The organism is Azorhizobium doebereinerae UFLA1-100 (genome assembly GCF_000473085.1).
GTDB lineage: Bacteria > Pseudomonadota > Alphaproteobacteria > Rhizobiales > Xanthobacteraceae > Azorhizobium > Azorhizobium doebereinerae.
In genome coordinates, this window is record NZ_AXBA01000028.1 from 69,287 (window position 1) to 90,615 (window position 21,329).

18 protein-coding genes, 1 tRNA gene and 1 riboswitch are annotated in these 21,329 nt (G+C 70.7%); of the genes, 10 read left to right on the top strand and 9 right to left on the bottom strand.

The window, feature by feature from the left end; all coding sequences use genetic code 11:
• Positions 1-23: 23 nt before the first annotated feature.
• The 8 genes from YU1_RS0118975 to YU1_RS0119010 form a co-directional block, all read right to left on the bottom strand.
• Positions 24-3,530 carry a PAS domain-containing hybrid sensor histidine kinase/response regulator gene (locus YU1_RS0118975; protein ID WP_029005432.1) on the bottom strand — a complete coding sequence of 1,169 codons (3,507 nt, stop codon included), beginning with the start codon at positions 3,528-3,530 and terminating at the stop codon, positions 24-26.
• 98 nt (positions 3,531-3,628) lie between these two features.
• Positions 3,629-5,185 (bottom strand): RNA polymerase factor sigma-54, encoded by a 1,557-nt coding sequence (gene rpoN, locus YU1_RS0118980; protein ID WP_029005433.1) that lies wholly within the window; start codon positions 5,183-5,185, stop codon positions 3,629-3,631.
• Between the two features lie 64 nt (positions 5,186-5,249).
• Complete coding sequence (lptB, locus tag YU1_RS30190; protein ID WP_156922261.1) at positions 5,250-6,107, bottom strand: LPS export ABC transporter ATP-binding protein; 858 nt, start codon at positions 6,105-6,107, stop codon at positions 5,250-5,252.
• Between the two features lie 170 nt (positions 6,108-6,277).
• Complete coding sequence (locus tag YU1_RS0118990) at positions 6,278-6,871, bottom strand: LptA/OstA family protein (protein ID WP_051357027.1); 594 nt, start codon at positions 6,869-6,871, stop codon at positions 6,278-6,280.
• Positions 6,868-7,581, bottom strand: a complete 714-nt coding sequence (gene lptC, locus YU1_RS30195; RefSeq protein WP_198018981.1) for an LPS export ABC transporter periplasmic protein LptC — start codon at positions 7,579-7,581, stop codon at positions 6,868-6,870. The genes YU1_RS0118990 and lptC overlap by 4 nt, the downstream gene beginning before the upstream one ends.
• 254 nt (positions 7,582-7,835) lie before the next feature.
• Positions 7,836-8,456, bottom strand: coding sequence for a ribonuclease D (locus YU1_RS0119000; protein WP_029005436.1), 621 nt, complete (start codon positions 8,454-8,456; stop codon positions 7,836-7,838).
• 318 nt (positions 8,457-8,774) lie between these two features.
• Positions 8,775-8,850 (bottom strand) — tRNA-Ala (locus YU1_RS0119005).
• A gap of 141 nt (positions 8,851-8,991) precedes the next feature.
• Positions 8,992-9,393, bottom strand: a complete 402-nt coding sequence (locus YU1_RS0119010; protein WP_029005437.1) for a TIGR02300 family protein — start codon at positions 9,391-9,393, stop codon at positions 8,992-8,994.
• 190 nt (positions 9,394-9,583) lie between these two features.
• On the opposite strand from YU1_RS0119010, the gene aroA reads away from it, so the two are divergent.
• The 10 genes from aroA to map all read left to right on the top strand — a co-directional run bounded on the left by aroA (position 9,584) and on the right by map (position 21,078).
• The gene (gene aroA, locus YU1_RS0119015; protein ID WP_029005438.1) at positions 9,584-10,957 is read left to right on the top strand and encodes a 3-phosphoshikimate 1-carboxyvinyltransferase; all 1,374 of its coding nucleotides are present in this window, start codon (positions 9,584-9,586) and stop codon (positions 10,955-10,957) included.
• An 8-nt stretch (positions 10,958-10,965) separates the two neighbouring features.
• Positions 10,966-11,595, top strand: coding sequence for a (d)CMP kinase (locus tag YU1_RS0119020; protein ID WP_029005439.1), 630 nt, complete (start codon positions 10,966-10,968; stop codon positions 11,593-11,595).
• A gap of 32 nt (positions 11,596-11,627) precedes the next feature.
• Positions 11,628-11,853, top strand: a riboswitch (cobalamin riboswitch).
• A 71-nt stretch (positions 11,854-11,924) separates the two neighbouring features.
• On the top strand, positions 11,925-12,374 hold the full coding sequence (locus tag YU1_RS30200; RefSeq protein WP_342447003.1) for a DUF1636 family protein: 450 nt from the start codon (positions 11,925-11,927) through the stop codon (positions 12,372-12,374).
• Between the two features lie 23 nt (positions 12,375-12,397).
• Entirely contained in the window at positions 12,398-13,435 is a 1,038-nt protein-coding gene (gene cobW / locus YU1_RS0119030; protein ID WP_029005440.1) for a cobalamin biosynthesis protein CobW, read from the top strand.
• 3 nt (positions 13,436-13,438) lie between these two features.
• The gene (gene cobN, locus YU1_RS0119035) at positions 13,439-16,828 is read left to right on the top strand and encodes a cobaltochelatase subunit CobN (protein WP_029005441.1); all 3,390 of its coding nucleotides are present in this window, start codon (positions 13,439-13,441) and stop codon (positions 16,826-16,828) included.
• A complete protein-coding gene (gene cobG / locus YU1_RS30205; protein ID WP_051357028.1) occupies positions 16,825-18,168 on the top strand; it encodes a precorrin-3B synthase in 1,344 nt (447 codons plus the stop codon). The genes cobN and cobG overlap by 4 nt, the downstream gene beginning before the upstream one ends.
• Positions 18,165-18,803 (top strand): precorrin-8X methylmutase, encoded by a 639-nt coding sequence (locus tag YU1_RS0119045; protein WP_029005442.1) that lies wholly within the window; start codon positions 18,165-18,167, stop codon positions 18,801-18,803. The genes cobG and YU1_RS0119045 overlap by 4 nt, the downstream gene beginning before the upstream one ends.
• Positions 18,800-19,534, top strand: a complete 735-nt coding sequence (locus YU1_RS0119050; protein ID WP_029005443.1) for a precorrin-2 C(20)-methyltransferase — start codon at positions 18,800-18,802, stop codon at positions 19,532-19,534. Before YU1_RS0119045 ends, YU1_RS0119050 begins: the two co-directional genes overlap by 4 nt.
• Positions 19,535-19,542: 8 nt before the next feature.
• Complete coding sequence (locus tag YU1_RS0119055; protein WP_029005444.1) at positions 19,543-20,295, top strand: precorrin-3B C(17)-methyltransferase; 753 nt, start codon at positions 19,543-19,545, stop codon at positions 20,293-20,295.
• Between the two features lie 27 nt (positions 20,296-20,322).
• Positions 20,323-21,078, top strand: a complete 756-nt coding sequence (gene map / locus YU1_RS0119060) for a type I methionyl aminopeptidase (RefSeq protein ID WP_029005445.1) — start codon at positions 20,323-20,325, stop codon at positions 21,076-21,078.
• Between the two features lie 13 nt (positions 21,079-21,091).
• Here map and YU1_RS0119065 read toward each other — a convergent pair.
• A partial coding sequence (locus YU1_RS0119065) for an IS5/IS1182 family transposase (RefSeq protein ID WP_029004616.1) occupies positions 21,092-21,329 on the bottom strand: 238 nt, incomplete at its 5' end.

The window sequence follows — 21,329 nt, forward strand, 5'->3', positions numbered from 1 at the left end:
GGGCCATCCGCAGTCGGGATGGCCTATTCCGCGGCGCTGTGGGCGAGGCGGGACTGCGCCAGCAAGGCGCGCAGCGCGGCCGGCTTCAGCGGCTTGTGCAGCACCGCCATCTCGGCGGCGCGGGCCGCCTCGCGCACCTTGCGGGTACGGTCGGCGGTGATCAGCGCGGCGGGCAGCTTGCCGAGCTTCCAGCGCAGCGCCATCACCGCCTCGATGCCGTTGCCCACGTCGAGGTGATAATCCACCAGCACGAAATCCGGCTGCACCTTGGCCGCCAGCACCGCCTCCAGCGCGCTCGGCACGTCGGCGGCCTTGATCACCCGGCAGCCCCAGCCGGAGAGCAGCATCTCCATGCCGTCCAGGATGGCCGGCTCGTTGTCGATGGCGAGTACGGTCAGCCCCACCAGCGGCGCGACGGCACGCGGCGGCGGGGCGAGCGACACCTGCTCCAGCGGCAGCGGCACGGCCACCGGCAGCTCGACCGAGAAGGCCGAGCCGCGCCCGGAGGCCGAGCGCAGCGTTACCGGATGCTCCAGCACCCGGGCGATGCGCTCCACGATGGACAGGCCGAGGCCGAGGCCGCGGGCCTCGCGGGCGCCCTGGTCCAGCCGCTGGAACTCCTGGAACACCACCTTGTGCTTGGAACGGGGGATGCCGACGCCGGTATCGATGATCTCCACCACCACCTTGCCCCGGCGCCGCCGGCAGCCCACCAGCACGCGGCCGCGCGGGGTGTATTTCACCGCGTTGGAAATGAGGTTCTGCAGCAGCCGGCGGAGCAGCCGCCGGTCGGAGCGCACGGTCAGCGAGCAGGGCACGAAGGTCAGGTCGAGCTTCTTCTCCTGGGCCAGCGGCGCGAATTCCAGCTCCAGCTGCTTCAGCACCTCGTCCAGGCGGAAGGGCGACACTTCGGGCCGCAGCACGCCGCTGTCGAGGCGCGAGATGTCGAGCAAGGCGACGAGGATTTCCTCCACCGCCTCCAGCGAGGCGTCGATATTGCCGGCCAGCCGCTCCGCATCCGCCCCCCGCGCCCGCTCCACCAGACTGGTGACATACAGCCGGGCGGCATTGAGCGGCTGGAGGATGTCGTGGCTCGCGGCGGCCAGGAAGCGGGTCTTGGAGAGGTTGGCCTCCTCCGCTTCCGCGCGCGCCTTCTCCAGCGCCCGGTTCAGGCGCTCCAGTTCCTCGGTGCGCTCGCGCACGCGGCGTTCCAGCGTCTCGTTGGCCCGCTCCAGCGCGGTTTCCGCCTCCACCGAGGCGGTGATGTCAGTGTAGGTGACCACCGTGCCGCCATCCGGCATGGGGTCAGAGCGCACCTCGATGACCGCGCCCCGCTGGGTCAGGCGCTCCAGCACCGCGCCGCTGGCCGCCGCATAGCCGGAGAGGCGCGCCTCCGGGCCGGCCGCGTCACCGCCGTCAGGCGGAGCGTGGGCGAGGATGTCGGCCAGCGGAATGCCGATGGCGTAGCATTCGGGCGGCAGGTCCAGCATGGCGCCGAAGCTGCGGTTCCAGCACACCAGCCGCGCCTCGCGATCGAACACCGCGATGCCCTGGCCCACATGATCGATGGCGTTCTGCAGCAGTTCGCGATTGTACTGGATGGCGGCGGAGGCATCGTCCAGCAGTTGCAGCGCCGCCTTGGTCGACACCGTGCGCTTGCGCAGCAGCAGGGACAGCACGAGGCGGGACGAGGCAGCCCCGATGGCCGAGGCCAGCAGGTGCTCGGCGAAGCGCACCAGATGGGCATCCGCCTCGCGCAGCGGATCGAGCCGCACGCCCTGCTCCCGGGCGAAAGTGGCGAAGGCCGAGCGGGTGCGGTCCTCGCCGAGATAGCGGGCGACGGTGACGATCAGTTCCTCGGTGCTCACCGCCGAGCGCCAGCGCCGGAACGCCGGGCGGGCGATCGCCTTGTCGTCGGCCACGAACAGGCCCGCCTGCACCCGCTCGATGTCGCTCTGCCGGGTGAGGAAGGACACCACCAGCAGGCTCAGCGTGTTGAGCCCGAGGCTCCAGGCCACGCCATGGGCGAGCGGCGTCGCATCCAGGCCGAACAGCGCCGTCGGCCGCAGCCAGCCAAAGCCAAGGGGGCCGGCCAGCAGCAGGTCGCGGGAGATGAGCCCCGCCTCCGAGAGGCTCGGCAGCAGCAGCGTGTAGGCCCAGACCAGGACGCCCACCAGGATGCCGGTGATCGCCCCCCGCGCCGTGGCCCGCTGCCACAGCAGGCCGGCGGCGAAGGCGGGGCCTACCTGCGCGATGGCCGCGAACGACAGCAGGCCGATCTGCGCCAGCTGCACCTCGCCGGTGGTGCGATAGTAGAGATAGGCGAGGAACATGATGGAGAAGATCGCCGCGCGGCGCACCAGCAGCAGCGTCTCGGACATGTCCGGCGGCGCGGCGCCCCCGTCGCCGGTCCGCCGGGCGCGGCGGCGCAGCAGGATTGGCACCACCAGATCGTTGGAGATCATGATGGCCAGCGCCACCGATTCGACGATCACCATGGCGGTGGCCGCCGACAGGCCGCCGATGAAGGCGAACAGCGCGAAGCCCTCGTAGCCGGCGGCCAGAGGCACGGCGAGCACATAAACGTCGCTGTCGACGGTGGAGAGCGGAAACAGCGTCATGCCGGCGAGGGCCAGCGGCACGACGAACAGGTTGATGAGCACGAGATAGAGCGGGAACAGCCAGCGGGCGCGGCGGATCTCCGCCTCGCTCTTATTCTCCACCACCGCCACGTGGAACTGCCGGGGCAGCAGCACGAAGGCGCCGGCGGAGAGCACGGTCATGGTGACCCAGTTCTCCAGCGAGATGCCGTGCTCGAACGGGACGGTGGCGCCGCTCTCCTGCGCCGCCTGCCAGAGCTGGCTCGGCCCGTCGAAGATCACGAAGGTGACGAAGCCGCCCACCGCCAGGAAGGCCACCAGCTTGACCAGCGATTCGGTCGCCACCGCCAGCATCAGGCCGTTCTGGTGCTCGGTGGCGTCGGTGTGGCGGGTGCCGAACAGGATGGCGAACACCGCCATGGTGAAGGCGACGAACAGCGCGAGATCGCCCCCCACCGGCACTTGCGCCGGCCCGCCCGCCAGATGCCCGAGGACCGCGATCAGCGAGGCGGAAACCGCCTTCAGCTGCAGCGAGATGTAGGGGATGGAGCCGAGCACGGCGACGAGCGCCACCAGCGCCGCGATGCCCTGGTGCTTGCCGTAGCGGGCGGCGATGAAGTCGGCGATGGAGGTGATGTTGTGCGCCTTGGCAAGGCGCACCACCCGCAGCAGCACTGGGGTGCCGAGCGCGATGACGATGACCGGCCCGACATAGATGGTGAGGAAATCATAGCCCTGGGCGGTGGCAAGGCCCACGGAGCCGTAGAAGGTCCATGAGGTGCAGTACACCGCGAGCGACAGCGAATAGATGAACGGCCGCGAGGCGGACAGGGCCCGGCCGGGACGCAAACGATCGCCGAAGCTCGCCACGGCAAACAGGCTGCCGATGTAGGCGAACGCCAGGATGACGACGACCCAGGCCTGAAGCATGTCCTCCCTTCCGCACGTTCAACCGCCGCCGGCTTTGCCCGCAAGCTCACCAGGGCGCGGCGCGCTTGTCCAGCCTGGGGCGACCGCGGAGCGCGGCCTCAGCCGGCCTGGGCGGCAGCGTCCCCGCGCGCGGCCTGCTTCTCGCGGCGGCGCTGGACCGAGGAAGGAATGTTCATGCTCTCCCGGTACTTGGCGACGGTGCGGCGGGCGATGTCCACACCGTCCTCCTTCAGCTTCTGCACCAGGGTATCGTCGGAGAGCACGTCATCCGCCGTCTCCGCCTCGATGAGGCTCTTGATGCGGTGGCGCACCGCCTCGGCCGCATGGGCCTCGCCGCCGCCGGAGGAGGCGATGGAGGAGGAGAAGAAGAACTTCAGCTCCAGCACGCCGCGCGGGGTAGAGATGTATTTGTTGGAAGTGACGCGGGAGACGGTGGATTCGTGCATGCCGATGGCGTCCGCCACCGTGCGCAGGTTCAGCGGCCGCAGGTGCCGCACGCCATGCACCAGGAAGGCATCCTGCTGGCGCACAATCTCGCTCGCCACCTTCAGGATGGTCCGGGCGCGCTGGTCGAGCGAGCGGGTGAGCCAGGAGGCGGACTGCATGCAGTCGGCAAGGAAGGTCTTCTCCTCCGCCGAGCGCGCCGCCTTGGCCACCGTGGCGTGATAGGTCTGGTTGACCAGCACGCGCGGCAGCGTCTCGGAATTCAGTTCCACGATCCAGGAGCCGTCGGAGGCGGCGCGCACGAATACGTCCGGCACCAGCGGATGCACCACGCCGCTGCCATAGGCGAGGCCGGGCTTGGGATCGAGGCGCCGGATCTCGGCGATCATGTCGGCCAGGTCTTCCGCATCCACCCCGCAGACGCGGCGCAAGGCATTGCGGTCGTGGCGGGCCAGCAGTTCGAGATTGTCGAGCAGCGCCTGCATGGCCGGGTCGCAGCGATCGCGGTCGCGCAGTTGCAGGGCGAGGCATTCGGACAGGGACCGTGCGCCGACGCCGGAGGGCTCGAAGGTCTGGATGACCCGCAGCACGTCCTCCACCTGCTCACGGGTGGCCCCGAGCTGGGCGGCGACCGCATCGAGATCGCCGGAGAAATAGCCGGTCTCGTCGATGAGGCCGATGAGGTTGAGCCCGATGAGCCGTCGCGCCGGGTCGGGCTCTGCCACGGCGAGCTGAGCCTCCAGATGATCGGCAAGCGTGATCTCGGCGGCCAGGAAGGCCTCCGGATTGTAATCCTCGCCGCGGTCGCCACCGCCGCCGCTGCCCCATTCCACCGAGGAGCCGCCACCCGCCCCCGCGGCGACGGAGCGCTCGCCGGTGCCTTCGTCGGGAAAGACGTTGCCGAGATCGGTATCGAGGCGGGTCTCTATGGCCTCGCGGGTGGGCGCGAGGTCCGCCTCCATCCAGTCGCCGCTGACCAAAGCGCCGCTGTCGGGCGGCGGCGGGGGGTCCTCATTGGGATTGGGCAGATCGTGCTCGGCGCTGTCCGGCTCGCTGGCGCGCTCCAGCAGCGGATTGCGCTCCAACTCCGCCTCCACATAGGCGACGAGCTCGAGGTTCGAGAGCTGCAGCAGCTTGATGGCCTGCATCAGCTGCGGCGTCATCACCAGAGACTGGCTCTGGCGGAATTCCATCTTGGGGCTCATCGCCATGACGCAAGCCCTCCCCTGCGCTGGCCCCGAACCGCCGTGAAGGACGGAAGGTGCCGGGCGCCTGTCACAGCCTGAACTCTTCGCCGAGATAGAGCCGCCGCACGTCGGGGCTCGCGACGATGGATTCCGGATCGCCCTCCATCAGCACGGTGCCGGAATGAATGATGTAGGCCCGGTCGATCAGCCCCAGCGTCTCACGCACGTTATGGTCGGTGATCAGAACGCCGATGCCACGCGTGGTGAGGTGGCGGACCAGGGACTGGATGTCGCCCACGGCGATCGGATCGATGCCCGCGAACGGCTCGTCCAGCAGCATGAAGGCCGGCCGGCTGGCCAGCGCGCGGGCGATTTCCACGCGCCGCCGCTCGCCGCCCGACAAGGCGATGGAGGGCGACTTGCGCACGTGGGTGATCTTGAATTCCTCAAGCAGCGCGTCGAGTTCCTCGGCCCGCCGGCGCTTGTTCGGCTCGGTGATCTCCAGCACCGCGCCGATATTGTCCTCCACCGACAGGCCGCGGAAGATCGAGGCTTCCTGCGGCAGGTAGCCGATGCCGAGCCGCGCCCGCCGGTACATGGGCATGGGCGTGACGTCATGGCCGTCGAGCTCGATGCGGCCCTGGTCGGCCTTCACCAGGCCGGTGATCATGTAGAAGACGGTGGTCTTGCCGGCGCCGTTCGGGCCGAGCAGGCCGACCGCCTCGCCGCGCCGCACGTCCACGCTCACATCCCGGACGACCTTGCGCCCGCCGTAGGATTTGGCCAGGCCGAACGCCGCCAGCGAACCTTCGCCGGTCTCGGGGTCATAGTCCCCGCCCTCGTCCCACTGCTCGTCCGCGTCATCATAGTCCGCCTGGCTGCTGGGCCCGGCGGGAGTGGCGTGCGCGCGTGTGGTGTTTTTGCCGAACATGGACAGGACGTTCATCCCGGGCTCCGGTGTGCAGCCCCCTGCCATGGGTTGTAATGGGTCCAAAGGCCCGACGCAATGCAGCATGCAAAAAATGGGCCGAAAGGCGCATGCGTCGCCGGAAACCAGACACCGGCACGCACCCGGAAGGGCGCGCGTGCCGGCTCAAGCGCCTCAGGGGCGCAAGGTCAGCGCTTCGGCTGACCCGGCTGCCCGGGCTGATCCTGCTTCATGCTGCCCGGAACGATCAGGCTTTCCACCCGGCCGCCCTCGAATTTCGAGACGCCCGAGGTGAGATCCACCACCAGCCGCTTGCCGCGGATCACGTTGGGGCCCTGGGTCAGCACGACGGGGTTGCCGTTCATGGTGACCGTATTGGTCTTCATCTCGAAAACGCCGGTATCGCCGGTGGCGGTCTGGTCCTTTGTCTGAACCACGACACCGCCTGTCGCCTCGATCTTGCGGATCTTGCTGGATTCCGTCGGCGCCGTGCCCTGGACACCGGCGGCCACGTCGCCATCGTAGAACACCAGAAGCTGCGGGCTGCGCAGCGTGGTGTCGCCCTGCGTCACCACCACGTTGCCGGCGAACACCGCCTGCTTTTCCTTGTCACGCACTTCGAGCGTGTTGGAATTGATGCGGATCGGCTCGTCGCGATTGCGCGCGAAGCCCTGGAGGGCATTCGGCGGGCCGGCCGGCTGCTGGGGCTGCTGGGCGAGAACGGGCGTGCTCAGGACCACGAGCAGAGCGGCGGCCGTGAGGCCGAAGGACAGGGGATTCATTGCTTCACGATAGGCTGGGGCGCAGGCGCGGCCGGGGGTTCGCTCTTGGGCAGGCTGGAGAGGCGGAAGTCCAATTGCACATTCCCCTCGAAAAAGGCGCGGCTGCCGCGATCGGAGATCTTCATGCGGTCGGACACCAGCCGGCCGTCCATATAAGTGAGGACCACGGGATGGGCGGTGGTGACGGAACCCGCCTTCACGTCCACGTCCGCATCCTGCATTTTGCCCGCATATCCGCCATTGGTGGCAAGGTCCACCCCGTCGGACAGCGTTATGAACTGCGTCTTGGTATCGAGCGTGCCGGTATGGGACTTCACCGTCGCCCAACCCTTGTTGGCCAGCTCCAGCCGCGCGGAGACATCCGTCAGGCCGATGATGTCCGGCCGCGTGACGTCCTGCGTCGCGGCGCCGGCGGAGATGTTGTAGGCGCGATTATCGTCGGTGAAGCCGGTCAGCTTGGGCGCCTCCATGGTGAGGCGCGTGCCCGACAGGCTCAGCGTGCCGAGCTCGAACGGCAGTTCCATCTTCATGGCCAGCCGGCCGACCAGCGGCACGGCGATCATCAGCGCCAGCGCCACCGCGATGGAGATCGGCAGCACGCGCTTGATCCAGCGCACCCGCGCGCTGTGGCGCCGGGCGCGGCTGAAATCCGGTGCCGGCCGCGCCGTGAAGGCCGCGACGTCCGGACGTTCCATATCTTGAGGCGACACGTGTCTGTTCATAGCTCACTGTTCGGGAACAGGCGCATGCGCCACGGCCCCTTCCTGGCTTGAATGCCCCGCCTGTCGCGCACGCCCCCGCGCGCCAGCGGTCTCAAATCATGAAGCACGGCCCATCTGGCGCCGAGCATCACCCGAAAGCCATATGGCGCGCAAGTCGCGCCACGCAAGCCCGGCGGTATCATGAGGGGCCGAAGCCCGTCCTGATGACCGGCCCGCACCGCCAGCATCCCGTGGGCATGGTCTCACGAATGGGCAAAAATGTCCTCTTCGGACCAGCCCGCGAGATCCAGCGCGGCGCGCGTGGGCAGGAAGGCGAAGCATTCAGCCGCCAGCGCCGCCCGCCCGTCGCGGACCAGCATGGCCTCCAGCTTCTCCTTGCAGCCGTGCAAATAGAGCACGTCCGACGCGGCATAGGAGAGCTGGGCGTCGCTGAGTTCCGCCGCCGCCCAGTCCGAGCTCTGCTGCTGCTTCGACAGATCGACGCCGAGCAGTTCCCGCACCAGATCCTTGAGCCCGTGGCGGTCGGTATAGGTGCGCACCAGGCGCGAAGCGATCTTGGTGCAGAACACCGGCGCCGTGGTCACGCCGAAGGTGTGCTGGAGGACCGCGATGTCGAATCGGCCGAAATGGAACAGCTTCACCACCGCCGGATCCGCCAGGAGGCGCACCAGATTCGGCGCGCTGGCGGCGGTCGCGCCGGCGGGGATCTGAACGAGGTCGGCCGTCCCGTCGCCGTTCGACAGCTGCACCAGGCACAGGCGGTCGCGATGCGGCCGGAGGCCAAGCGTCTCGGTGTCGATGGCGACGATCGGCGCGGGCCGGAAGGTGTCCGGCAGGTCGCCGCGGTGAAGGCGGATGGTCATGGCGTCGAAAAATCCTGAGCCGGAAACGGTTTGAGCGGCTTCTAGAACAACTCGCGGAAAAGTTGAAGCGGCGAAGCCGGGCGAGGCGCACAGGTTCATCCGATTCGCGCTGATTCGGGCGGCGGCGCCATGTCTGACCGACAGCCTGCCTCCGCCCATGGCGAATCATATCGAGAACGGGCGCGCCGCACGCGGGCGGACCGCTCAGCCGACGCAAAAACTGGAAAGGGGGCGCTGCAAAGGCGCGAGATCAGGGCAGAGGCAGAAGCCGGATGGTCCGGGTCGCCGTCAGATGCCGATGTCTGCGGAAATGATGTTTGGTGGAGCCAGGCGGAATCGAACCGCCGACCTCTTGAATGCCATTCAAGCGCTCTCCCAACTGAGCTATGGCCCCACAATGTCGCGGGCTGCGGACCTCATCGAAGAAGATCAATGATCTTCTGGACTTGGCCCGCCGGGAAAGTCCCGCGACGGGCACCGGGGAGATGTTTGCTCCCCGGCGAGGACGGCCTTTAAGCACAGGCCGGAGAGGACATCAAGCCTCTTCGTCGTCTTCGAGGCCCTCTCCGATCAAATCGGAGACGTCATCCCCATCATCTTCGTCTTCCTCGAGGAACGTGTCGTCGTCCGTGTCCGCGTCGATTTCCTCGTCCACGTCCACGTCGTCGGCGCCCGGAACGCTCTTGGCGCCGGTCGTTTCCTCTTCCGCTTCCTCGAGGCTGATGACCTCGACGTCAGCGACTTCATCCACTTCCGGTTCCTCGGCAACGGCAGCGCGCGCTTCGGCACGGCTGCCGGCCCGCGGGGCCGGCTCAAAGAAGGAGCGCGGATAGGATTCGCCCGTGAACGGGGAAACCACGGGATCCTTGTTCAGGTCGTAGAACTTGCGCCCTGTCACGGGACAGACGCGCTTCGTTCCGAGTTCGGGCTTCGCCACGGCAAAGATCCTCGGCGGGTCATTGTAAAAGGAGGGTGCTCCATTGGCGAAAGGCCATGGACCTGTCAAGGCGGAATTCGAATCGGCCGCGTGGCGGGGCCGTTTCGCCTGTGTTAGACGGGCGGCCTGTTCAACGAATAATGCGCGCGCCGTCGCCACGCGAGTCCCGGTGAGCGCGAGAGGCAGCGCCATGTCCCTGGTTCAAACGTCCGCTTCGCCCTCCGTTTCCGGCCATGGCGCGGATCCCCGGCCCGCGACGGGCCTGCCCTCGCCCGCGCTGTCCGGCAAGGTGCGGGTGCCCGGCGACAAGTCCGTGTCCCACCGCGCGCTGATCTTCGGCGCGCTGGCCGAGGGCGAGACGCGCATCACCGGCCTGCTGGAGGGGGAGGACGTCCTCAACACCGCCAAGGCCTGCGTCGCGCTGGGCGCACAGGTGGAACGGCGCGGCGACGGCGAATGGCGGGTGCGCGGCGTCGGCGTCGGCCGGTTCCAGGCCCCCGTGGCCCCGCTCGATTTCGGCAATTCCGGCACCGGCGTGCGCCTGATGATGGGCGCGGTCGCTGGCAATCCCGTCGCCGCCACCTTCGACGGCGACGCCAGCCTGCGCCGCCGCCCCATGAAGCGCGTGCTCGATCCGCTCACCGCCATGGGCGTCGTGGTGGTGGAGGCCGCCGAGGGCGGGCGCCTGCCGCTGCGCCTCCAGGGCGTCAGCGATCTGAAGGCCTTCACCTACGAGACCCCCGTCCCCTCGGCCCAGGTGAAGTCGGCCGTGCTGCTGGCCGGCCTCGCGGCCAGCGGCGAGACCGTCGTCATCGAGCGCGAGGCCACCCGCGACCACACCGAGCGCATGCTCACCCATTTCGGCGCCGATGTCCGCGTCGAGCCCCACGGCCCGCATGGCCGGCGCATCACGCTCGCCGGCCGGCCCGCCCTGAAGGCCGCGGCGGTGGACGTCCCCTCCGATCCGTCCTCCGCCGCCTTCCCGCTGGTGGCGGCGGTGATCGTGCCCGGGTCCGACATCGTGATCACCGACGTGATGATGAACCCGCTGCGCACCGGCCTCATCACGACGCTGAAGGAGATGGGCGCGCGCATCGAGACCGTGGCCGAGCGCACCGAGGGCGGCGAGACGGTGGCCGACCTGCGCGTGCGCTACTCGAAGCTCAAGGGCGTGGAGGTGCCGCCGGAGCGGGCACCGTCCATGATCGACGAATATCCCGTCCTCGCGGTCGCCGCCGCCTTCGCCGAGGGCAAGACGATAATGCGCGGGCTCGCGGAACTGCGGGTGAAGGAAAGCGACCGCCTCGCCGCCGTGGCGGACGGCCTTGCGGCCTGCGGCATCAGCCACCGCATCGAAGGCGACGACCTGATCGTGACCGGCGCTCCGGACGTCGCCGGCGGAGGCCCGGTGGCCACCCACATGGATCATCGCATCGCCATGTCGTTCCTCGTCCTGGGCCTTGCCAGCCTGAGGGGCGTCGAGGTGGACGACGTCAGCTTCATCGCCACGTCCTTCCCCACCTTCATGCCGATGATGGCCGCCCTCGGCGCCGTGATGGCCTGAGGCGCGGCATGATCATCGCCATCGACGGACCGGCGGCTTCCGGCAAGGGGACGCTGGGCAAGCGCATCGCCGGCCATCTCGGCCTCGCCCATCTGGATACCGGGCTGCTCTACCGGGCGGTTGCGGCGCAATGCCTGGCCCGGGGCGTGCTGGACGACGTGGCGGCTTCCGCGGAAGCAGCCCGCAGCCTGGACGTGGGGACGCTCGACCCCGCCCACCTGCGCACCGGCGCCCTGGGGGAGGCCGCGTCCGTAGTGGCGGCCCGCCGCGAGGTGCGCGCGGCCCTGGTGGACCTCCAGCGGCGCTTTGCCGCCCGGCCCGGCGGCGCCGTGCTGGACGGTCGCGACATCGGCACCGTCATCTGCCCCGACGCCACGGTGAAGCTGTTCGTCACCGCCTCGCCCGAGGTGCGGGCGGAGCGCAGATTCAAGGAGTTGGCGGCCCGCGACCCGCTCGCCTCCTACGAGGCCGTTCTGGCGGACATCCACAAGCGCGATGCCCGCGACAGCGGCCGCGCCACCGCCCCGCTGGCGCGGGCGGACGACGCCATCCTGCTGGACACGTCCGGCCTCGGCATCGAGGAAGCGTTCCAGGCCGCGCTCGACATCATCGAGGCGGCGCGGACCCGGCGGGGCTAGCCGGCTTCATTGACATCCTGCCGGGCCAGCCCTTTAGTGGCGGCATCGATGGTCCCGGTCGCGCGGTTCGCCGCGTCGCCGGGTGAAAAGGGAATGCGACGCGGACCTTGAGGTCCGCTGACCGCAGCTGCCCCCGCAACTGTAGGCGGCGAGCCCGTGCCAGACAGCCACTGGACGTCCGGATGTTCCGGGCGCCGGGAAGGCGGCACAGGGCCGCGACCCGCCAGCCAGGAGACCTGCCATCGATGAGGAGTGCGCCGGGCGGGGTGCCCTGGCAACGCGCCCTTTCCGCCCGTTCGCGGGCCTGCTGCACCCATGGACCGGCCTCCTTGGACCTGCCGTTGCAGCCGCTTGATTCCGCCGGACCGCTGGACGAACCGGCCGCCGCGCCGCCCGAGGCCGTCGGCGAGGCCGCGACGCTGGTGACGCTGTTCGTCTGCACCACCTGCAAGACCGCCGGCGCTGAGGCCGGCACGCCGCCCGCCGGGCAGCAGCTCTACGCCGCCGCGCGGGCCGCCGGCGACGGCTCGGTGGCCGTGCGCGAGGTCCAGTGCCTCGCCAATTGCAAGCGCGGCCTCAGCGCCGCCCTGGTGCGCGCCGGGGGGTGGTCCTACGTCTTTGGCGACCTCACGCCTGAGTCCGCCGGAGATCTCCTGGCCGGCGGCCGGCTGTTCCGCGATGCGGCCGACGGCCTGATGCCCTGGCGCGGGCGCCCGGACGCGCTGAAGCGCGGCATGATCGCTCGCATCCCTCCCCTTTCCCTGCCGCCGTCCGCATGACGCGCGCCCCGTTCGGAGCCTCCATGAGCACGTCCCCCTCCCTCGCCCGCATCCCCTGCACCATCGTCACGGGCTTCCTGGGCGCCGGAAAAACCACGCTGATCCGCCACCTGCTGGAAAATACCAACGGCAAGCGCCTCGTGGTCATCGTCAATGAATTCGGCGATGTGGGCATCGACGGCGAGATCCTGAAGGGCTGCGGCATCGAGGCCTGCCCGGAGGACAATATCGTCGAACTGTCCAACGGCTGCCTGTGCTGCACGGTGGCCGACGACTTCGTGCCCGCCCTCGACCAGATCCTCGCCCGCGAGGTGGACCACATCCTCATCGAGACCTCCGGCCTCGCGCTGCCCAAGCCGCTGGTCCAGGCCTTCCAGTGGCCGGCCATCAAGAGCCGGGTGACGGTGGACGGCGTGGTCGCGGTGGTGGACGGCCCGGCGCTGGCGGAAGGCCGGGTGGCGCATGACCTCGACGCCCTCGCCGCGCAGCGCTCGGCCGACGACAGCCTCGACCATGACGACCCAGTGGAAGAGGTGTTCGAGGACCAGATCGCCTGCGCCGATCTCGTCATCATCTCCAAGTCCGACCTGATGGACGCCGCCGCCTCGCAGACGGCTGGCGAGCGCGTCGCCGCCGCCCTGCCGCGCGCGGTCAGCGTGGTCCGCTCCGCCGGCGGCAAGGTGGATGCGAGCGTCATGCTCGGCCTCGGCGTCGGCACGGAAGACCAGATCGACGCCCGCAAGACCCATCACGACGACGAGCTCGACCACGACCACGACGATTTCGACAGCTTCGTCGTGCCGCTGCCGGAAATCACCGACCCCGCCGGCCTCGCCGCTCGCGTCACGGCGGCCGCGGAAGCACCCGACGTGCTGCGCGTGAAGGGCTTCGCCGCCGTCACAGGCAAGCCGTTGCGCCTGCTGGTGCAGGGCGTCGGCCCGCGCGTCTCGCATCATTTCGACCGTCCCTGGCGGGCGGACGAGACCCGCGCCGGCGCACTGGTGGTGATCGGCCTCAAGGGCTTCGACCGCGCGGCGGTGGAGCGGGCGCTGCTCGGCTGAGCCATGCACATCCTCGCCACCACATCGGCCACCATCGAGGATCTGGCGGAGCCCATCGACCTCCGCCTGCCTCCGGCCGACGTGGTGGCGCTGTCCTTCACCGACAGCGATCTCCTGGCCCTCGCCGCTGCCTGGCGGCAGGAGGCAAGCGGGCTGCCGACGCTGCGCCTGGCGCGGCTGAAGGACCTGCGGCATCCCATGTCCGTGGATCTGTGGATCGACCGCACGGCGCGCCTCGCCAAGGTGATTCTGGTGCGCCTGCTGGGCGGGCTCGACTGGTGGCGCTACGGCGCCGAGCGGCTCGCCGATCTCGCCCGCCGGGAAGGTATCGCCCTCGCCCTGTTGCCGGGCGAGGACCAGGACGACCCGCGTCTCGCCGACCTCTCCACCGTTCCGGCCGACGAGCTTACCGCGCTTCTGGCCTATTTCCGGCAGGGTGGCCCCGCCAACATGGCCGGCGTGCTGCGCCGGCTCGCCCGCGGGGCCGGGCACGACGCGGCCGATCCCGCCCCACCCGTGCCGGTGCCGCCGGCGGCTTTCTATCGCCCCGGCATCGGAGCCGTGGACCTCGCCGCCGCGCTGCGCGCGCCGTCGTCCCCATCCGGCGCCCATCCTGCCACTGAGGCCGAGCAACGCGAGGACCGGCGCGGCGGCGCGGAGAACCTCCGCCCCCGCGCCCTCCTATTGTTCTACCGTTCCATGTGGCTGGCGGGCGACGTGGCGCCCATCGACGCGCTGGCGGACGCGCTCTGCGCGCGCGGGCTCACCCCGGTCCCGGTCTTCCTCACCAGCCTGAAAGACCCCGCCTCCCGCGGCTTCGTGCGCGACGCGATCCGCGATGTCGCCCCGGATGTCATTCTGACCGCCACCGCCTTCGCGGCGGGGGACGCGGACGAATTGTTCGCGCCCGGCGGCCCGCCGGTGCTCCAGGTGGTGCCGGCCACCACGGCGCAGGATGCCTGGGCCGCCAGCCCGCGCGGCCTCGCGGCGGCGGATCTCGCCATGCATGTGGTGCTGCCCGAACTGGACGGCCGCGTGCTGGCGGGCGCCATTTCCTTCAAGTCCCTCGCCCCGGCCGAGGACGACCTTGCCTTTGCCTCAGCCCATAATGCGGCGAACGCGGACGGCATCGCCCAGGTCGCGGCCCGCGCGGCCGCCCTGGTGCGCCTTGCCCGCACGCCGCCCGCGGAGCGCCGCCTCGCGCTCCTGATGCCGGACTATCCCGGCGTGCCCGGCCGCACCGGCTATGCGGTGGGGCTCGACGTGCCCGAGAGCACGCGCCGGCTCCTGGAAACACTCGGCGCCGAAGGCTATGCCGTCACTCCGCCGCCGGAGGATGCGGCAGGCCTGCTGCGGACCGTGACCGCCCGCTCCGGTGCCGCCGCCTGTCCGCTCGCCGACTACGCCCGCCATTTTGCCGACCTGCCGTCCGCCACACGGGATGCGGTGCTCGCCGCCTGGGGGCCGCCGGAGGACGACACCGATGTGCGCGACGGCGCCTTCGCCTTCCGCGCCGCCCGCTTCGGCAATGCCATCGTCGCGCTGGCACCGGATCGCGGCGCCTCGCTCGACCGGCGGGCGGACTATCACGACCCGGCCTTGCCGCCCCGCCACAGCCTGCTCGCCTTCGGTTTCTGGCTGCGCCACGCCTTCGATGCGCATGCCGTGGTGCACATGGGCGCGCACGGCACGCTGGAATGGCTGCCGGGCAAGACCGTGGCGCTGACCCCCGCCTGTTTCCCGCAGGCGCTGCTGGGGCCGCTGCCGGTCATCTATCCCTTCATCGTCAGCAATCCCGGCGAGGCGGCGCAGGCCAAGCGCCGCATCGCGGCGGTGACGCTCGGCCACCTGCCGCCGCCGCTCGGCCGCGCCGGCCTGTCGGAAGCGGAGCAAAAGCTCGAACGGCTGGTGGATGAATATGCCCAGGCCGACGGCCTCGACCGCCGCCGGCGTGAGCGCCTCGCAAAGCTCATCGTGGAAAGTGCCGCCGAGACCGGCCTTGCCGCCATCGCCGGCGTGCCGGGCGATGCGGACCCCGACCAGGCGCTGCGCCGGATCGATGCCTGGCTGTGCGACGTGAAGGACCTCGCGGTGAAGGACGGCCTCCACATCTACGGCCGCGACGACGACGGCGACAGCATCCGCCGCCAGAGCGGCGGCACCGAACATGCCGCCCTGCTGATGGCGCTCGACGGCCGCCATATCGCTGCCGGCCCCGCCGGTGCGCCCGCGCGCGGGCGGCGCGACGTGCTGCCCACCGGCCGCAACCTGTTCACCGCCGATCCGCGCGCCATCCCCACCCCCACCGCCGTCGATCTCGGCCGGCTGGCGGCGGACGAGGTGGTGCGCGCCTATCTCCAGGACCATGGCGATTATCCCCGCGCGCTGGTCATCGACCTCTGGGGCAGCGCCACGCTGCGCACCGGCGGCGAGGAGATCGCCCAAGGCCTCGCCCTCATGGGCTGCCAGCCGCAGTGGGATCCGGCCAGCGGGCGCGTCACCGGCATCGAGGTGCTGCCGCCCGCCGCTTTGGGGCGCCCGCGCGTGGACGTGACGTGGCGCATCTCCGGCCTGTTCCGCGACATCTTCCCCGCCCAACTGGCGCTGCTCGACGCCGCCACCCGCGCCATCGCCGCCCGCACGGACGAAGGCAGCGACAACCCCCTGGCTGAGGCCGGCGAGGCCGCGCCGGCGCGCATCTTCGGCGCCGCGCCGGGCGCCTATGGGGCGGGGATCGAGGACCATCTGGCGCGCGGCGCCTTCAGCGACCGCGCGGACCTCGGACGAGCCTATCTCGACCACGCCTCGTACGCTTATGGCGGCACGGACGGCGCCGCCCGGCCGGCGCCGGGCGCATTCGCGGCGCGCGTCGCCACTGCCGACGCCCTGCTGCACGGCGCGGACGACCCCGCCCGGGACCTGCTGGACGGCGGTGAGGACGCCGCCTTCATCGGCGGCTTCGCCGCCGCCGCGCAGATGCTCGGCCGCGCGGTAGATCTGATCGTGCTCGACACCACCGACCCCAGCCGCCCCAAGGCGCGCGACCTCGGCACCGCCCTTGCCCGGCTGGTGCACGGGCGCGTGTCCAGGCTGTTCATCGCCGGGCAGATGCGCCACGGACCGCGCGGTGCGGCGGAACTGCTGGAGACGGTGGACCGCCTGGTGGCCTTCGCCGAGACAACCGGGCGCGTCGACAGCGCCCTCATCGACGCCCTACATGCCGCCTACCTGCGCGACGCAGAGGTACGAGCTTTCCTGATGACCCAGAACCCCGAGGCTGCCGCCGGCATGGCGCAGCGCTTTGCCGACGCGCGGCGGCGCGGCGTCTGGCACACCCGGCGCAATGACATCGACGCCGATCTCGACGCCCTGCGCGCGGAGGCCGCGGAATGAACCGCGCCGTCGTTCCCCCCTCCCGCCGAGGCGCCTGCCCGGCCCTGTCCGCGCCCATGGCCACCGGCGACGGCCTGCTGGTGCGCCTCGTGCCGGCGGACGGCTGGCTGACGCTGGCGCAGGTGACCGGCCTCGCCGACGCCGCCCGCGCCTGCGGCAACGGCATCATCGAGATCACCGCCAAGGGCAGCGTGCAATTGAGGGGCCTCACCGAGGCCAGCGTCGGCCCGCTGAACGGGGCGGTGGACACGCTCGGCATCACGCCGCGTACCGGCCTGCCCATCGACGTCTCGCCCCTTTCCGGCATCGACGCCACCGAGGTCATCGACGCCCGGCTGCTGGCGGCGCGCCTGCATGACATGGCAGCGGACCTCCTGCCCCGGCTGGGCGCGAAGGTCTCCGTGGTGGTGGACGGCGGCGGGGCCATCTCGCTCGACGCCTTCAAGACCGACGTGCGGCTCGTCGCCCGCCCCGGCAAGGGTGAAAAGACGTGGGACGTGTGGCTGGCGGGGGATGCCGCCCGCGCTTTGCCCTTCGGTGCCGTGCGTGGGCGCGATGCGCCCGACCTCGTCCGCAGCCTGCTGGAACGCCTCGCGGCGCTCGGCCCCTCGGCCCGCATGGCCGATACCCTGCCGCCCACCCCGCCCGCCGACCCCCGTCCCATGCGCGAGACCAGCCCCATCGGCCTGTTCGCCCTGAAGGACGGCACCAGCGCCTGCGGCATCGGCCTGCCCTTCGGCGCGCTGCATGCGGACGATCTCGACGTCCTCACCGCCGCGGCCAAGGCGGCCGGCGCGCGCGATCTGCGGCCCGCGCCCGACCACGGGCTCCTCGCCAGCGGCCTGTCGCCCGAGGCGGCGGAAGGGTTTCGCGCCACGGCGCAGGCGCTGGGCTGCCTCATCAGTGCCGATGATCCTCGCCGCTTCGTCGCCGCCTGCCCCGGCGCGCCGGCCTGCGCCTCGGCCCATATCCCCGCCCGCGCGCTGGCGCCGAAGGTGGCGCAGGCGCTGGAACCTCTGCTGGACGGTTCGCTCAGCGTGCATGTCTCCGCCTGCTCCAAGGGGTGCGCGCACCCCGCGCCCGCCGATCTCACGCTGGTCGGCCTTGAGCCGGACGCCATGGACAATCGGGTAGCGGTCGTGCGAGAGGGCACGGCGGGGGATGCAACCCGGCCGCTGCTCCCGGCCGATGCGCTTCTCCCCGCCCTTGCCCGTCTCAGCGACGCCCTCACCCGTGCCCGGCAGCCTGGCGAGCGCGCGGCGGAGACGCTGGCCCGCCTTCCCCCAGCCTCGCTGGAGCCGTTTCTGTTGGAGTCCGCCGTGCTGGAGTTCACCCCGTGAGCGCATCGCCCCTCGAGTACGAGCGCGACGGCACGGCCATCTATGAACGCTCCTTTTCCATCATCCGCTCGGAAGCCGACCTGTCCCGCTTCTCGCAGGACGAAGCGGACGTAGCGGTGCGCATGATCCACGCCTGCGGCCTCGTGGATGCGGCGCGCGATTTCGTCTTCGGCCCCGGCGTCGTAACCGCCGCCCGCGCGGCGCTGGAGGCCGGCGCGCCCATCCTGTGCGACGCGCAGATGGTGGCCCATGGCATCACCCGCGCCCGCCTGCCGGCCAGGAACGAAGTCATCTGCACCCTGCGCGACCCCCGCGTGCCGGACATGGCGGCGGACATGGGCAACACCCGCTCCGCCGCAGCGCTGGAATTGTGGCGGGAGCATCTGGACGGGGCCGTCGTCGCCATCGGCAACGCCCCTACCGCTCTGTTCCGCCTGCTGGAGATGCTGGACGCGGGCGCGCCCCGGCCGGCCGTCATCCTCGGCATGCCGGTGGGCTTCGTGGGCGCCGCGGAATCCAAGGACGCGCTGGCGGACGATCCACGCGGCGTGCCATTCGCCATCGTGCGCGGACGCCTCGGTGGCAGCGCCATCACCGCCGCCGCCGTGAACGCGCTCGCGAGGGCCGGCCTGTGAATGCCGCCATCGGACATTTGATCGGGGTCGGCGTCGGGCCGGGCGACCCGGAGTTGATGACGCTGAAGGCCGTGCGCGCCCTCGGCGCCGCCGACGTGATCGCGCATTTCGCCAAGGCGGGCAACAACAGCCATGCCCGCAAAATCGCCAGCGCCCATTTCCGGCCGGACGCGGAAGAACTGCCGCTGCTCTATCCAGTGACCACCGAGATCCACCGGCACGACGAGGCTTACAAGCTCGCCATCGGCGCCTTCTATGACGAATCCGCCGCGCGCGTGGCGGAGCGGCTGATGGCCGGGCTCGACGTGGCCGTGCTCAGCGAGGGCGATCCGCTGTTCTACGGCTCCTACATGCATCTGCATGTGCGCCTCGCCCACCGCTTTCCCACGCAGGTCATTCCCGGCGTCACCGGCATGTCGGGCTGCTGGTCGCAGGCCGGCGCGCCCATCGCCCAGGGCGACGACGTGCTGATGGTGCTGCCCGGCACGCTGGACGAGGCCGATCTCGCCCGCCGCCTCGCTGAGGCCGATGCCGCCGTCATCATGAAGGTGGGCCGCAACCTGCCGAAGATCCGCCGCGCGCTCGCCGCCGCCGGGCGCCTGCCGCGCGCGCTCTACGTGGAACGCGGCACCATGGCCGGAAGCCTCGTCACGCCGCTGGCCGAGCGGAACGACGACCGCGCGCCCTATTTCGCCATCGTGCTGGTGCCCGGCTGGGAGCGCGCCGCGTGAGCGGGACGCTGACCGGAACTTTGACCGTGGTGGGGCTCGGCCCCGGCGGGCCGCACCAGATGACGCCGGAAGCCCGCGCCGCGCTGGATTCGGCCGACGAACTGTACGGCTACGGCCCCTATCTCGCCCGCGCGCCGGAGCGCGAAGGGCAGGTACGCCATGCCTCCGACAATCGCGAGGAACTGGACCGGGCGACGTTGGCTCTGGAGCGCGCTGTCGCCGGGGCCAAGGTCGCGGTGGTCTCGGGCGGCGATGCGGGCGTGTTCGCCATGGCCGCGGCCGTCTGCGAGGCGGTGGAGCGTGGGCCGGAGGCCTTCCGCGCTCTGGATATTCAGGTGGTGCCCGGCGTCACCGCCATGCTGGCCGTGGCCGCGCGCGTGGGCGCGCCGCTGGGTCATGATTTCTGCGCCATCTCGCTGTCGGACAATCTGAAGCCCTGGCCGCTGGTGGAGAAACGCCTGAAGGCGGCGGCGGAGGCCGGTTTCGTCATCGCCCTCTACAATCCCATCAGCAAGGCACGCCCCTGGCAGCTTGGCGCCGCCTTCGCGCTGCTGCGCGACGTGCTGCCGGGCACGGTGCCGGTGATCTTTGGCCGCGCCGCAGGCCGGCCGGACGAGCGCATCACGCTGGCGACCCTCGCGGCGGCCGACCCGGCGGTGGCGGACATGGCCACCTGCGTCATCATCGGCTCGCCGGAGACCCGCCTGGTGGAACGCCCCGGACTGCCGCCCCTGGTCTATTCGCCCCGGTCGGCGCGATAAAGCCGAGCTGACACGAAAGGACAGGCCATGACGCTGTCGAATGACGACGAGCTGAAGGCGATGCGGGAGATCGGCCGCATCTGCGCCGAAACGCTGGAGGTGATGAGCAAGGCCTTGGAGCCCGGCATCACCACCCGCGAGTTGGACGGGATCGGCCGGGCCTTTCTGGAGGCCGCCGGCGCGCAGTCGGCCCCCGAGACGGTCTATGATTTTCCCGGCGCCACCTGCATCAGCGTCAATGAGGAGGTCGCCCACGGCATTCCCGGCGACCGCGCCATCCGGCCCGGCGACCTCGTGAATATCGACGTGTCGGCGCAGAAGAACGGCTATTTCGCCGACACCGGCGCCTCGTTCGCCGTGCCGCCGGTGACGCGGGCGGTGGAGAAGCTGTGCCGCGACGGGCGCCGCGCCATGTGGACCGGCCTGCGGCAGGTGGCGCCGGGTCGGCCGCTCGCGGGTATCGGCCAGGCGGTGGGCGCCTTCGCGAAGAAGAACGGCTACACGCTGGTGCGCAATCTCGCGAGCCACGGCGTCGGCCTCTCGCTGCACGAGGAGCCGACCGAAATCGCCACCTGGCCAGATGCCTCCGACCGCCGGATCATCACGGAAGGGCTGGTATTCACAGTGGAACCCTTCCTGTCGCTGGGCGCGAACCTCGCCGAAAACGTCCAGAACGACCCCTGGACGCTCTATAGCGAACCCCGCGCGCTTACCGTCCAGTACGAGCACACGGTGGTGGCCACCCGCAACGGGCCGCTCGTGCTGACCATGCCGGGGCACTAGGTGGTGTGGACAGTTACCTGATCCACAGGACGATGGCAGCGATTGTGACGATGGCGAGGTAGTTTCGCGCGGTCTTCTCGAAGCGGGTCGCGACACGCCTGAACTGCTTGAGCTTGGAGAAGCAGCATTCGATCAGGTGGCGCTGAGCGTAGAGGTGCCTGTCGAGGCTATGCTTCCTGGCGCGGGATGGATTGGACGGGATGACCGCCTGCGCGTTCCTTGCCGCGATTGTGGCGCGCAGGGCGTCGCTG

What these genes read in the sequence shown, in the direction of transcription:
- map (WP_029005445.1), top strand. Translation starts at nt 20,323, where the DNA reads ATGACGCTGTCGAATGACGACGAGCTGAAGGCGATGCGGGAGATCGGC.
- lptB (WP_156922261.1), bottom strand. Translation starts at nt 6,107, where the DNA reads ATGAACGTCCTGTCCATGTTCGGCAAAAACACCACACGCGCGCACGCC.
- cobG (WP_051357028.1), top strand. Translation starts at nt 16,825, where the DNA reads ATGAACCGCGCCGTCGTTCCCCCCTCCCGCCGAGGCGCCTGCCCGGCC.
- cobN (WP_029005441.1), top strand. Translation starts at nt 13,439, where the DNA reads ATGCACATCCTCGCCACCACATCGGCCACCATCGAGGATCTGGCGGAG.
- cobW (WP_029005440.1), top strand. Translation starts at nt 12,398, where the DNA reads ATGAGCACGTCCCCCTCCCTCGCCCGCATCCCCTGCACCATCGTCACG.
- aroA (WP_029005438.1), top strand. Translation starts at nt 9,584, where the DNA reads ATGTCCCTGGTTCAAACGTCCGCTTCGCCCTCCGTTTCCGGCCATGGC.
- YU1_RS0118990 (WP_051357027.1), bottom strand. Translation starts at nt 6,871, where the DNA reads ATGAATCCCCTGTCCTTCGGCCTCACGGCCGCCGCTCTGCTCGTGGTC.
- YU1_RS0119000 (WP_029005436.1), bottom strand. Translation starts at nt 8,456, where the DNA reads ATGACCATCCGCCTTCACCGCGGCGACCTGCCGGACACCTTCCGGCCC.
- rpoN (WP_029005433.1), bottom strand. Translation starts at nt 5,185, where the DNA reads ATGGCGATGAGCCCCAAGATGGAATTCCGCCAGAGCCAGTCTCTGGTG.
- YU1_RS0118975 (WP_029005432.1), bottom strand. Translation starts at nt 3,530, where the DNA reads ATGCTTCAGGCCTGGGTCGTCGTCATCCTGGCGTTCGCCTACATCGGC.
- YU1_RS0119020 (WP_029005439.1), top strand. Translation starts at nt 10,966, where the DNA reads ATGATCATCGCCATCGACGGACCGGCGGCTTCCGGCAAGGGGACGCTG.